The 14,119-nt window shown below is 39.0% G+C and carries 11 protein-coding genes; 9 read left to right on the plus strand and 2 right to left on the minus strand.

The genetic code is table 11. The annotated features are described in order from the left end of the window. Positions 1-13: 13 nt before the first annotated feature. The 9 genes from J1G47_RS03035 (at position 14) to thrB (ending at position 11,770) form a co-directional block, all read left to right on the plus strand. Positions 14-883 (plus strand): phosphatidate cytidylyltransferase, encoded by an 870-nt coding sequence (locus J1G47_RS03035; protein WP_010786126.1) that lies wholly within the window; start codon positions 14-16, stop codon positions 881-883. 9 nt (positions 884-892) lie between these two features. Further along, complete coding sequence (gene rseP, locus J1G47_RS03040; RefSeq protein WP_075620640.1) at positions 893-2,212, plus strand: RIP metalloprotease RseP; 1,320 nt, start codon at positions 893-895, stop codon at positions 2,210-2,212. A 50-nt stretch (positions 2,213-2,262) separates the two neighbouring features. Then, positions 2,263-4,680, plus strand: coding sequence for an outer membrane protein assembly factor BamA (gene bamA / locus J1G47_RS03045; RefSeq protein WP_005711019.1), 2,418 nt, complete (start codon positions 2,263-2,265; stop codon positions 4,678-4,680). A gap of 74 nt (positions 4,681-4,754) precedes the next feature. Further along, complete coding sequence (locus J1G47_RS03050; protein ID WP_005711020.1) at positions 4,755-5,558, plus strand: OmpH family outer membrane protein; 804 nt, start codon at positions 4,755-4,757, stop codon at positions 5,556-5,558. Continuing rightward, complete coding sequence (gene lpxD, locus J1G47_RS03055) at positions 5,558-6,583, plus strand: UDP-3-O-(3-hydroxymyristoyl)glucosamine N-acyltransferase (RefSeq protein WP_010786123.1); 1,026 nt, start codon at positions 5,558-5,560, stop codon at positions 6,581-6,583. Before J1G47_RS03050 ends, lpxD begins: the two co-directional genes overlap by 1 nt. A gap of 78 nt (positions 6,584-6,661) precedes the next feature. After that, positions 6,662-7,069 (plus strand): 3-hydroxyacyl-ACP dehydratase FabZ, encoded by a 408-nt coding sequence (gene fabZ, locus J1G47_RS03060; RefSeq protein WP_021118498.1) that lies wholly within the window; start codon positions 6,662-6,664, stop codon positions 7,067-7,069. A gap of 27 nt (positions 7,070-7,096) precedes the next feature. Next, complete coding sequence (gene lpxA / locus J1G47_RS03065; protein WP_005711023.1) at positions 7,097-7,891, plus strand: acyl-ACP--UDP-N-acetylglucosamine O-acyltransferase; 795 nt, start codon at positions 7,097-7,099, stop codon at positions 7,889-7,891. Between the two features lie 390 nt (positions 7,892-8,281). Further along, entirely contained in the window at positions 8,282-10,726 is a 2,445-nt protein-coding gene (gene thrA, locus J1G47_RS03070) for a bifunctional aspartate kinase/homoserine dehydrogenase I (RefSeq protein ID WP_010786121.1), read from the plus strand. 96 nt (positions 10,727-10,822) lie between these two features. Beyond that, positions 10,823-11,770 (plus strand): homoserine kinase, encoded by a 948-nt coding sequence (gene thrB / locus J1G47_RS03075; protein ID WP_005711026.1) that lies wholly within the window; start codon positions 10,823-10,825, stop codon positions 11,768-11,770. A 91-nt stretch (positions 11,771-11,861) separates the two neighbouring features. On the opposite strand, the gene tyrA is transcribed toward thrB, so the two are convergent. Beyond that, complete coding sequence (tyrA, locus tag J1G47_RS03080) at positions 11,862-12,983, minus strand: bifunctional chorismate mutase/prephenate dehydrogenase (protein WP_010786119.1); 1,122 nt, start codon at positions 12,981-12,983, stop codon at positions 11,862-11,864. Position 12,984: 1 nt separating this feature from the next. Beyond that, positions 12,985-14,046: a 3-deoxy-7-phosphoheptulonate synthase gene (locus J1G47_RS03085; RefSeq protein WP_010786118.1), complete on the minus strand. Its 1,062-nt coding sequence runs from the start codon at positions 14,044-14,046 to the stop codon at positions 12,985-12,987. Between the last annotated feature and the right edge of the window lie 73 nt (positions 14,047-14,119).

Below are 14,119 nucleotides of genomic sequence, written 5' to 3' on the forward strand. Positions count from 1 at the left end.
TAAGGAAAATTCAATGCTTAAAGAACGCATTCTTTCGGCAATCGTGATGATTATTTTAGCAGTGGTTGCATTGTTTTGGTTTTCACCCTTAGCTTTTACGATTGGCTTATCCGCTATTGTTGTGTTAGGTATGTGGGAATGGGCTCAGTTTGCGGGTTTTAAACGTCCGATAGCACGTGCTATTGTTGCTTTTGTGGTGACCTGTTTATTGATTTTTCCTATTATGGCAGAAACAAGTTATATTCAAGCTACACGTTTTTTAACAGATGAAACAATACCACTATTATTTGTAGGTTGTTTTTGGTGGTTCATCGCATTTGGATTGGTTATTACTTATCCTAATTCAGCTTCAATTTGGAGTAAGTCAGTAGCAGCCAAATTTATTTTTGGTTTTTGTACACTCGTCCCATTTTTAATCGGTACTTTAGCGTTACGTTTTTATCAATATAATCTTGAACAATATCAGGGAACTTATTTACTTCTCTATGTGTTTTTATTGGTCTGGGGAGCGGACTCAGGCGCCTATTTTGTAGGTCGTGCATTTGGTAAACATAAACTTGCACCTAAAGTTTCTCGAGGTAAATCTTGGGAAGGGGCTATTAGTGGTGTGATTACATCGACTATTATTGCCGCTATTTTCTTGAGTCTTGCACCAAACAATGTATTTGGTCGTGAGTTGAATACGTCTGCGTTTATCGTGCTTTCCGTGATTACTGTGGCTGTTTCGATTTTGGGTGATTTAAGTGAAAGTATGTTTAAACGCCAAGCTGGTATTAAAGATAGCAGTAATTTGATTCCAGGACACGGAGGAATTTTGGATCGTATTGATAGCTTAACAGCGGCTGTTCCTGTTTTTGCTACTGGTTTCTTCTTCCTTCTATAGAGGTTATTTGTGCTATCAATCTTTGCCTTTTTTATTTTAATTTGCGTCTTGGTGTTTGTTCACGAATATGGACACTTTTGGGCTGCTCGTAAATGTGGCGTAAAAGTTTTGCGTTTTTCTATCGGTTTTGGAAAAGCATTATGGCGTAAGAAAGATAAACAAGGGACTGAATTTGCATTTTCATTAATTCCTTTAGGCGGTTATGTGCAAATGCACAATGGCGAAGCAGAACATCAATTGCCAGATTCGCAATCTTTGCATACAAAGACTGTTTTGCAGCGTGCTTTTATCGTTCTTGCAGGCCCAGTGGCGAATTTTTTATTTGCTATTTTGGCGTATTGGGCGGTTTTTGTTATTGGAATTCCAATGGTAAAGCCTGTTATTGGTTCTGTGATTCCGAATTCTATTGCTCAACAAGCTCACTTGGTTTCTGAATTTGAGATTAAACGTGTTGATGGGCGTGATGTGCAAGATTGGGAAGATGTCACGTTAGCTTTGCTAGGCAAAATTGGAACTAAGGAAATTAGTGTAGAGGGAAGTTTAGTCAATGAAGACTTCCCGCGTCAGTTTTCACTTGATTTAAGCCTTTGGAACGTTGATGGAAATAAAGAGAATCCTTTGACTTCATTAGGAATTCGTCCAAAAAGTGCAACGGTTGAACCAATTATTAAAAATGTAGTCGAAAATTCAGTTTCGGCAAGAGCTGGGATTTTAGCTGGCGATAGAGTTATTTCGGTAAATCAGCAACCTTTTGAATGGCAAGGATTGCTTAAACAGGTTCAATCGGGAACAACTATTGAATTAGTGGTAGAAAGAAATAATCAACAACTTGTTTTTAAATTAGAACCTGAATATTCTAAAAAAGAGGAACGTTATTTAATAGGCTTAGTGCCAACGTATCAACCATTAGAATCAAAGTATCAAAGTGAATTAAAGTATGATATTCTTTCTGCGCTTGGAAAGAGCTTAGAAAAAGTCGTATCATTAAGTTATACGATTTTACAATTTATTGGAAATTTAATTACAGGCGAGCTTTCTCTTAGTAATATGGGCGGGCCAATTTCAATGGCAAAAGGGGCTGGGGCAACGGCTGAAATTGGTTTTGTCTATTACTTAGGATTTATGGCATTGATAAGTGTGAACCTTGCAGTGATGAACCTGTTCCCTATTTTGCCTTTAGATGGAGGACAGTTGATTTTACTAGCAGGGGAAGCAATGAGAAAGAAACCTATTTCTGAACTATTTCAATTGCGATTTCAACAGATTGGTGCAATGTTTGTTATAGGTTTGATGTTATTTGCATTATTTAATGATTTAGTCCATTTATAATCAAGTGGTTAGATTTCAATATTATTTTACCAACGAATAGGATCATTTAAATGAAAAAACTATTACTTTCAACATTATTAGTTGCAAATGGTGTTGCTTTTGCTTCACCTTTTGTGATCAAAGATATTCGTATTGATGGTATCCAAACATCTGTAAGCCAAACAATGATCCCTACATTACCTGTAAAAGTAGGGCAACTAGCGACTGATAATGATATTGCAAACGTTATTCGTCATTTATTTGTACAAAATCGTTTTCAAAATATTAGTGCAACCCGTGAAGGAGATATTTTAATTATTAAAGTGGTAGAGAATCCAGTCATCAATAATGTTGATATTGAAGGTAATTCTGCAATCCCCAAGGAGCCACTGGAACAAAATCTAAAAGCGAATCTCATCACTAAAGGAGAATTATTTAATTCTACAAAGTTAGACGCATTTAAATCAGCACTTATTGAGCATTACCACTCTATAGGTCGTTACAATGCTACCATTGATACTGTTATAACAAACTCAGACAATGGAGGTGTAAATATTAAATTAGATATAAAAGAGGGAGATGTTGCCTATGTAAAAGCTATTAATTTTGAAGGAAATCAAGCTTTTACATCAAAAGTATTAATGAAACAACTGGATATTCAACCTGATGTTTCTTGGTTCAATATTTTTCAAAGTAGTAAATTTGAACAAACAGCATACAATCAAGATTTAGAAAATCTACGTAATTTCTACATGAACCAAGGATATGCAAAATTTAATGTTGAAGCTGAACAACCCGTATTTAGTGATGATAAAAAAGAAGTATCTTTAACATATAAAATCAATGAAGGAATACCTTATACTGTAAGTGAAATACGTATTGTTGGTAATACTGCAAAATTAGATAACGAGTTAAATGAACAGCTCAAATATTATAAAACAGGCGAGCTCTTTAGCAAAAATGAACTTTCAAAAATTGAAGACAATATTAAACAAGTATTTGGAAATAATGGTTTTGCTTCCGCTAAAATAGAGCTTCATCCAACCTTCGATGATACAAATAAAACAATTCGTCTCACATTTGTTGTGGATGCTGGGCAGCGTGTTTATGTAAGACAGATTCGTTTTGAAGGAAATGATGTGACTGCAGATTCAACGTTACGTCGAGAAATGCGTCAGCAAGAAGGAGCATGGTTGTCAACAAGTCTAGCTGCTTTGGGGAAGGCTCGTCTAGAAAGAACGGGGTTTTACGATAGTGTAGAAATGAGCTATCCAAATGTCCCAAATACGGCGGATCAAGTTGATATTGTATATAAAATAAAAGAACGCAATACAGGAAGTATTAATTTCGGTGTTGGTTATGGAACAGAAAGTGGTTTAAGTTATCAAGCTGGGATAAAACAGGATAATTTCTTAGGTATGGGCTCTACAATTAGTTTAAATGGTACCCGTAATGACTATGGTACAAGTATCAATTTAGGGTATACTGAACCATACTTTACTAAGGATGGAGTAAGCCTTGGTGGAAATATCTTCTACGAGGATTATGATAATTCAAAAAATAATAGTGTCGCAAGTTATAAACGACAAACCTATGGAGTCAATAGTACTTTAGGATTCCCTGTAAATGAATACAACTCCTATTTCCTTGGTCTAGGCTACACTCAAGATCTGATTAAGAATGCTCGACGTGAATTTAATCGTGAACTTTATGTACAATCCATGAAATTCCCGATTGATAATGACTTAAATGTCTATAAAAAAATTAAAGCAAATGACTTCGATTTTTCTTTTGGTTGGAACTATAATAGTCTAAATCGAGGTTTTCTCCCAACAGAAGGGACTTTAACAAGCATTAGTGGACGTATTACCACACCAGGTTCAGACAATAAGTATTATAAAGTTAGTATTGATTTTAAAAACTATTTACCAGTCAATCGCGAACATAAGTGGGTTATCTCAACTAAAGCGAATATTGCTTATGCAAATGGTTTTAGTGGTAAAGAATTACCATTCTATCAAACTTATACTGCAGGAGGTATCGGCTCTCTGAGAGGTTTTGCTTATGGAGCTATTGGACCAAAAGCAATCTATCTGGGTAAAGATAACAATGGTAATATCGGATTCAATTCCGTAAATAGAGATATTGTTGGCGGTAATGCAATGGCATCTGCAACTTTAGAATTAATTACTCCAACACCATTTGTAAGTGAAAAATATCAACATAATGTAAGAACTTCATTATTTGTGGACGCTGCAACAGTGTTGAATACAAAATGGAAAACTAATCCAGTAGTAAACGACATTCAATATAATTATTCTAGTTTAGAAAACTTTAAAGATTATAAACGTTTTCGTGCATCTACAGGTATCGCATTCCAATGGAATTCCCCGATAGGTCCATTGGTATTTTCTTATGCGAAACCAATTAAAAAATATCAAGGTGATGAAATTGAACAGTTCCAATTTAGCATTGGTGGTTCATTCTAATCTTATAAACAAGCGGATAGATTTGTTCATTTTTTTACGAGTCTATCTTTCCTAACTTCAGAAAGGACATTTTAATGAAAAATTTATTTAAACTTGCCGCAGTTGCTTCAGCTTTAGCTTTTAGTGCGAATACAGTAAATGCAAATGAAAAAATTGGATTTGTTGATCCTAATTTCTTGATACAAAATCATCCACTTACCATTGAAGCAAATGATAAATTCACTAAATTTATGAAAGACACTGAATCTAAATTTGCACCAAGGGAAAAACAATTAGCAGCAGAAAATAAAGCATTATCTGATGAAGAAAAAGCATTATTGGATGAGCGTAAAAAAATTGAAGAAGATGCACAGAAGTTACAAAAAGAACAAGTGACCTTAGAAGCTGCAATGAAGAAAAAGGTAGCCCAACTTGAAAAAGATGCACCTAGGTTAAAAGCGAAAGAGATCCAAGCACGTCAGGATAAAATTAACGCAGAAGCTAAACCATTCCAAAATAAAGTTTCTGCATTGCAACAACGTGAAGTAGAATTTGGAAAAAAAGCAGAAGAGTTCCAAAAACGTGCTGATGAGTTTCAAAAGAAAGTAGCGGCTTTCCAAGAAGAAATTGCTAAGGTACAAAAAGAATCTGGTGTAATAACTCCTGAACAAGTACAACAAAAAGTCGTTGAAGATATTAATGCGAAAATTAAACAAGTCGCGGAATCTAAAGGCTATACTTTAGTTCTTCCTCCATCGGTCGCATTATATGCTAAAGATGGAAATGCAGCAGATATTACAGAAGAAATTCTAGTTGCAATGGGTGGAAAAATGCCAGAGGCTCCAAAAACTGAAGTGCCTGCAGCGGAAGTCACAAAACCAGAAGAAGTGAAAAAATAATGGCTGAATTCCGTTTAATTGAATTAGCGGAGCAGATCGGCGGTACTCTAAAGGGTAACGCCGATTTGGCTATTTTAAGCATTGCTCCTTTAGATAAAGCAACTTCTAATCAAATTACCTTTATCTCTAATGCAAAATATCGTCCACAGTTATCGCAATGCCAAGCGGGAGCTATTATTGTTTCTGAAGCTGATGTCGAATTTTGTGCCGAAGGTCAAAACTTGATCGTGGTTGGAAACCCTTATGTTGCTTATGCGATTTTAGCTCAATATATGGATACAACCCCAAACCCTGCCGAAAATATCGCTGAAAGTGCCGTGATCTCACCTGATGCTAAATTGGGTCATAACGTTTCTGTCGGTGCAAATGCTGTGATTGAAAGTGGTGTTGAAATCGGTGATGATGCGGTGATTGGTGCTGGCTGTTTTGTCGGAAAAAACAGTAAAATTGGTGCAAGAACCAAATTATGGGCAAATGTGTCGGTTTACCATAATGTACAAATCGGCTCAGATTGTTTAATTCAATCTTCTGCCGTTATTGGTAGTGACGGTTTTGGCTATGCAAATGAGAAAGGTCAATGGATTAAAATTCCTCAGACTGGTGGCGTGATTATCGGTAATCGTGTTGAAATTGGGGCTTGTACCTGTATTGATCGTGGTGCTTTAGATCCAACGGTGATTGAAGACAATGTGATTATTGATAACCTATGTCAAATTGCACATAACGTACATATCGGTTATGGCACTGCGATTGCTGGAGGTGTCGTAATGGCTGGTAGCCTGAAAGTAGGACGCTTCTGCCAAATTGGTGGGGCAAGTGTAATCAATGGGCATATGGAAATTTGTGATGGGGCAATCATTACTGGAATGGGAATGGTAATGCGACCAATCACAGAGAAAGGAATTTACTCATCGGGTATTCCTTTGCAAACTAATAAAGAATGGCGTAAAACAGCTGCTCTTGTAATGAATATTGATGAAATGAATAAACGTTTGAAAGCATTGGAAAAACGTTTAGCTGAATAATTGATTGAGGTCTTAGTAGTGACAACCAAATTACAAACAGAAAATCGTGAACCAAGAATTATTGAAGTAACTGAAATTATGGAAATGCTTCCACATCGTTATCCATTCCTATTAGTTGATCGTGTGGTAGATTTTGAAGAAGGTAAATGGCTCCGAGCTGTAAAAAATGTGAGTGTAAATGAGCCTTGTTTTACTGGGCATTTTCCAAATCAACCCGTTTTCCCAGGTGTACTTATTTTAGAAGCAATGGCTCAGGCAACAGGTGTGTTAGCGATTAAAAGTTACGGTAAATTGAAAGAAAACGAACTTTACTATTTTGCAGCAGTAGATAATGCTCGCTTTAAACGCCCTGTAGTACCAGGTGACCAAATGATTATTGAAGTGACCTTTGTTAAAGAGCGTCGAGGTATTACGGCATTTACAGGTAAAGTTTATGTAGATGATACGCTAGTTTGCGAAGCAGACCTAATGTGTGCACGTAAATAATCTTGCTTGAATAAAGAGGAAAATACTATGCCATTAATTGACGCTTCAGCCAAAATTCACCCAACAGCCTTGATCGAAGAAGGTGCTAAAATTGGTGCAAATGTAGAAATCGGTGCATTTTGTGTTATCGGCAAAGATGTTCGCATTGGGGCTGGTACAAAAATTCACTCTCACGTTGTTATTCAAGGTGATACAGAAATTGGTGAAGATAATCAAATTTTCCAATTTGCAAGTATTGGTGAAATTAACCAAGATCTTAAATATCAAGGTGAACCAACTAAAACCATTATTGGACATCGTAACCGTATCCGTGAAAGTGTGACTATTCATCGTGGTACGGTTCAAGGCGGTGGTGTTACGCGTGTAGGTAACGATAACTTATTTATGATTAACTGCCATATCGCCCACGATTGCTCTATCGGTAATCGCTGTATTATTGCGAATAATGGCACTTTAGCAGGACACGTTACTCTTGATGATTTTGTGATTGTTGGCGGAATGTCAGCTATTCATCAATTTGTCGTTGTGGGTTCGCACGTTATGTTGGGTGGTGGCTCAATGGTTAGCCAAGATGTGCCGCCTTATATAATGGCTCAAGGCAACCACGCACAACCGTTCGGGGTTAATCTTGAAGGGCTAAAACGTCGTGGTTTTGAGAAAGCGACAATGCATGCAATCCGCAATGTGTATAAGCTAATTTACCGCAGTGGTAAAACCTTAGAAGAAGCTATTCCAGAAATTGAACAGTATGCAAAAACAGAAGCAGCGGTCAGTTTATTCTTGGATTTCTTTAAACGTTCTACGCGTGGCATTATTCGTTAATTTGTTCATGCTCTCTTATTGAGGAATTAAAATATTCGAGCATACATTCTGTATCAATAGCAAAAATGTATCCATATAAGATGTTGTTCTAAAGAATATAGATACATCGATTTTTAATCTGACATATTAAATAGTAGTTATTCTATAAAAACCTGTTGACAAATGTTCTATTTTAGAGGATTCTCCCACTTGTCTTTCATGCTTAACATTTAGAGAATAGCGATGAACCGTTTTTCTATGATTATTACCACGACGATGACCATTATGTGCAAACATAGTGCGGGTGTTCGTGGCTAGAAAACGGAACAATATTCAACGAAACCCGCTTTAACAAGCGGTTTTTTTTGTAACAAAATTTGCAAACATTAACTATTATCTTCAGGAGAAATTATGCGAGTTCTAAAATTTGGAGGCACTTCTTTAGCCAATCCAGAACGCTTTTTACAAGCCGCTGACATCATCGAAAAGGCACATTTGGCAGACCAAGCCGCAGGCGTACTATCCGCCCCAGCTAAAATCACTAACCATCTTGTCGCTATTGTCGATAAAGCCCAAACAGGCGAATCCTACGAATCTCATCTCACCGAAGCCACCGACATTTTCAATAACATCATCAACGGATTATATGCCGTCAATAACAATTTCGACCGTGAAGGATTAAGTGCCTTTATCAAAGCAGAACTAGACGACATCTGCAATATTGCAGCTGAAGCAGCAAAAAATAAATTCTGCCCAGATAATATCGGTGCAACAGTGCATAGCCGTGGGGAAAAATTGTCGATTGCGATGATGAAAGCGTGGTTTGAAGCGAAAGGTTATGAAGTTACTCGCATTGATCCTATCGAAAAATTATTAGCACACGGGAGCTATTTAGAATCTTCTGTGGATATTGCTGAATCGACCAAACGTATTGAAGCTCTTTCTATTCCAAAGAAAAACGTCGTGTTAATGGCGGGCTTTACGGCAGGTAACGAACAAGGTGAATTGGTGTTACTTGGTCGTAATGGTTCAGACTACTCTGCTGCCTGTTTAGCCGCTTGCTTAAAAGCGAATGTGTGCGAAATTTGGACGGATGTGGATGGTGTTTATACTTGCGATCCTCGTTTAGTACCAGATGCGATCTGTTTAGAGTCTATGAGCTATCAAGAAGCGATGGAGCTTTCTTACTTCGGTGCGAAAGTGATCCACCCTCGCACTATTGGTCCGTTAGTACCGTTAAACATTCCATGCTTAATTAAAAATACCCATAATCCGGAAGCACCAGGCACAATCATTGACAGTAATGTAGTCAATGATAATTTAAAAGTGAAAGGGATCACGAACCTTGATAATGTGGCAATGTTCAATGTTTCAGGCTCAGGTATGCAAGGTATGGTTGGTATGGCTGCTCGTGTGTTTACTTCGATGTCGCAAGCGGGTATTTCCGTGAACTTAATTACACAATCTTCTTCTGAATATAGTATTAGTTTCTGTGTGCCTGTAAAAGCGGTCGAAAAAGCACTCTGTGCGTTAAACAATACTTTTGCTCAAGAGTTAAAAGATGGCTCGCTTGATCCTGTGGAAGTGATCAAAGATCTCTCAATTATTTCTGTGGTTGGTGACGGTATGCGTACCGCCAAAGGGATTGCGGCTCGCTTCTTCTCTGCACTGGCTCAAGCAAATATCAGCATTGTGGCGATTGCACAAGGTTCATCAGAACGTTCCATTTCTGCGGTTGTGCCGTTAAATAAAGCGATTGAAGCGGTTAAAGCTACACATAAAGCGTTATTCAATAACAAAAAAGTGGTCGATGTCTTTTTAGTGGGTGTTGGCGGTGTGGGTGGCGAATTGATCGAACAGATCACAACCCAGAAGGAATATCTTGCAAAGAAGGATATTGAGATCCGTGTTTGTGCATTAGCTAACTCAAATAAAATGTTGCTCAACGAAAACGGCTTAAGCCTTGATAACTGGCGTGCGGATTTAGAGTCGGCGACACAGCCATCTGACTTTGATGTGTTGCTTTCATTCATTAAATTACATCACGTTGTTAATCCTGTTTTTGTCGATTGTACGACAGCACAATCGGTGGCAAATCTTTATTCTCGTGCATTAAAAGAAGGCTTCCACGTGATTACACCAAATAAGAAAGCGAATACCTCAAGCTATGCTTATTATCAGGAAATGCGTGAAAATGCTCGTCAAAGCCAACATAAATTCTTATATGAAACCAATGTGGGCGCAGGCTTGCCTGTAATCGAAAACCTACAAAATTTGCTTGCTGCCGGCGATGAAGTCGAGAAATTTGAAGGGATTTTATCTGGTTCACTCTCTTTCATTTTCGGTAAGTTAGAAGAAGGTTCAAGTTTGTCTGAAGCAACCACCATTGCTAAAGAAAAAGGCTTCACTGAACCTGATCCACGTGATGATTTATCAGGGCAAGATGTGGCTCGTAAATTGCTGATTTTAGCCCGTGAATGTGGCTATCCATTAGAGCTGGAAGATATTGAAGTGGAAGGTGTTTTACCAAAAGGTTTCTCTGAAGGCAAAACTGCAGCAGAATTTTTAGCGATGTTGCCGGAGCTTGATGTGGAATTTGCAAGACGTGTGGAAAACGCGACCGCTTGTGGCAATGTGTTGCGTTATGTGGGCTCCATTGAAAACGGTAAATGCCGTGTCGCAATCAAAGAAGTAAACGGTGATGATCCACTTTATAAAGTGAAAAATGGTGAAAATGCCCTTGCGTTCTATACCCGTTATTACAGCCCGATCCCACTGTTACTGCGTGGCTACGGTGCGGGTAATGATGTGACGGCAGCGGGTATTTTTGCGGATATTTTGCGTACACTGAATTAAATCTACATTTGCAAAATTTTGTTCCAAACTAACCGCTTATAACGGATGCCAAGCGTGGCGTCCCCACAAAAATGGTTATAAAAACAAAGGAAAAAAATGACATTACGAATTTATGCTCCAGCTTCAAGTGCAAATTTAAGTGTCGGGTTTGACTCTCTTGGCACAGCCATTTCGCCGATTGATGGCTCATTACTCGGCGATGTAGTACAAATTGAAGAGTGTGATCAACCGTTTGAGTTGGAAAGTGTCGGTTATTTTGTGCGTAAACTGCCGAAAGAACCGCAAAAAAATATCGTCTATCAAGCTTATGTACTGTTTAGCGAACGTTTGAAATTGCGTGGTGGCGTAGTGAAAAATTTACGCCTCACCCTTGAGAAAAATATGCCGATTGGATCGGGCTTAGGCTCAAGTGCTTGCTCAATTGTGGCTGCTCTCGTAGCACTGAATAAATTCCACGATGAACCGTTTTCAAAAATGGAATTGTTGGAAATGATGGGCGAACTAGAAGGTAGAATTTCTGGCTCAATCCATTACGACAACGTTGCACCTTGCTATTTAGGCGGTTTGCAACTGATGACTCAATCTCTCGGCAATATCTGCCAGCCGATTCCGTTTTTTGACGAATGGTATTGGGTGCTGGCTTATCCTGGGATTGAAGTTTCCACCGCAGAAGCCCGTGCGATCTTGCCGAAAAGCTATACACGCCAAGAGATGATCTCACAAGCTCGCTATTTAGGCTCTTTCGTTCACGCTTGTCACACTCGTCAAGATGTACTTGCCGCAATTATGATGAAAGATCTTATTGCTGAGCCGTATCGTGAGTCGTTACTGCCAAACTTTGCCGAAGTCCGCCAAGGTTGTAAAGATTTGGGGGCGTTAGCGGTGGGTATTTCGGGGTCAGGCCCAACTATGTTCGCCATTGCACCAGATTTAGAACACGCTCAAAAACTGGTCGATTATCTTGAAAAAGATTATCTACAAAATAATGAGGGTTTTATCCATATTTGTAAGGTGGATAATTTAGGAGCGAGAGAGTTGAAGTAAGCTCGGCATACATAATTATTCTCATAGACTCCGCCCTTATTAAGGGCGGAAAAGCAAGAGAAAATATAAAATGTCTTAGTAAAGTAAATTCCTATCCCCTCAAATCATTCGCCTGTTGCAATAAATTACGGCTCTCTTTAAGGAACTGTTCGGAATAATCGCCAAACCAACAATGCACTTTTTCAAAGGCATCAATAAAGCCCTGTTTATCGTTTTGCTGAAAGAATGCCAAGCTCTTTTCAAAACTCTGTTGTAGCGAGGCAATGACATCTAAATTTTCAGGCTTATCGGCAATAATTTCCGCATACAATTTCGCATCTTGGGCAAATAGACGACCGATCATCGCCAGCTCTAAACGATAAATCGGTGACGAAAGTGCAAGTAATTGCGGTAATTTGACCGCTTGTTGCGATAAATGTAAGCCATAAGCAAAGGTGGAAAAGTGGCGTAGTGCTTGAATGTAGGTCATTGCGTGATCGTGTTCTGTGGCATCGATCTCTTCAATCTTCGCTCCCCAAATCCGCATTTGGTCAAGCAGCCATTGATAACGTTCAGCAAAACGCCCGTGACAACAAGCGATCACTTGTTTGGCAAAACTTGCAATATCTGGCCCAAACATTGGGTGAAGCCCAACAACGGCTCCAGAATGCACTTCTAACATCTTCGCTAACGGCTGTGCTTTGACTGAGGTGAGATCAGCTAAGATCATCTGTTCGTTCAAATACGGCTGTAAACGCTCAAGGGTGTCTAAGGTGTTGGCTATCGGCACACAAACCACCACTAAATCCGCTCCGTGCATAATCTGTTCGGCTTGCTCCCAGTCATCTCGATCAAGGCGTTCGACCGAGTAGCCCGATAATTCAAAATAGCGGGCAAACAGTCCGCCTAACTTGCCCAAGCCACCAACAACCACGATTTTCCGCATTTGCTCATTTGTCGCTTTAAAGCCGTGTTTATTCTCGTTGGCATAAGATTCCCGCATTAGACGACGCAACACATCTTCAATCAAATCAGCAGGAATGCCCTGACTTTCTGCTTCTTGACGGCGAGCGGCAATCATTGAGGCTTCACGTTCAGGGGCATAAATCGGCAAACCGTGCCGGTGCTTAATTTTGCCAACTTCTGCCACCAGTGAAAGACGTTTTGACAATAATTCAATTAACTGTTGATCGACTTGATCGATCTGTTCACGAATAGGATTTAATGGGTTCATACTACTTTCTTAGGGTCTCTGCAAAATCGGTTAATAAGGTTTCCGTTGTCTGCCAATCAATACAAGCATCTGTAATAGATACGCCATATTGCATCTGTTCAAAAGGTTGCTCGGATGATTGATTGCCTGCAAACAGGTGGCTTTCGATCATTAAGCCGATAATAGATTGATTGCCTGCGACAATCTGTTGTAGCACATTTTCCGCCACCAACGGCTGACGGCGGTAATCTTTATTAGAGTTGCCGTGGCTACAGTCGATCATAATCGCTTCAGGCAAGCCGGCTTTGCGTAATGCTTGCTCGCACTCTTGCACATATTGTGCTTCAAAATTCGGGGATTTTCCACCACGTAAAATAACGTGTCCATCAGGATTGCCTTTGGTTTGCAATACCGTCACTTGCCCCTGTTGGTTAATGCCAATAAAACTATGCCCCATTGCAGAAGCCTGCATTGCATTAATCGCCACGCCCAAATTTCCGTCCGTGCCGTTTTTAAATCCCACCGCCATTGATAAGCCAGATGCCATTTCTCTGTGGGTTTGAGATTCCGTTGTTCTTGCTCCAATCGCTGACCAACTAAACAGATCAGCAAGATATTGTGGGCTAATCGGATCTAAGGCTTCGGTTGCAAGTGGCAAGCCCAGTTCAGCTAAATCCAACAATAATTTACGTGCAATGCGTAACCCTTTTTCAACATCGAAGGTGCCGTTTAAATGTGGGTCATTAATTAAGCCTTTCCAACCCACCGTAGTTCGTGGTTTTTCAAAGTACACTCGCATTACAATGTAAAGTTTATCTGACACTTTGTCAGCTAACACTTTTAATTTTTGGGCATACTCTAATGCAGATACAGGATCGTGAATGGAACAAGGGCCGATAACAATAAGCTGGCGTTTATCACGTTTATGAATAATATCTGAGATCACTTTTCTTGATTCTTCAATCTGTTTACGCAGATGCTCCGGCAACGGAAACTCTTGTTTTAATCCCTTTGGCGTTAGCAAAACTTTTTCATTACAAATGTTTACGTTGTGTAAACTATCCTGATTAAATACAGTGTTCATTTTTATTTCCTATAATTGTAAAAAAATCAATACAGAGGTAATTTACAACGTAATTGGCAAAGTTTCAATGGTT

Origin of the sequence: Glaesserella parasuis (genome assembly GCF_017352235.1) — a bacterium.
GTDB lineage: Bacteria > Pseudomonadota > Gammaproteobacteria > Enterobacterales > Pasteurellaceae > Glaesserella > Glaesserella parasuis.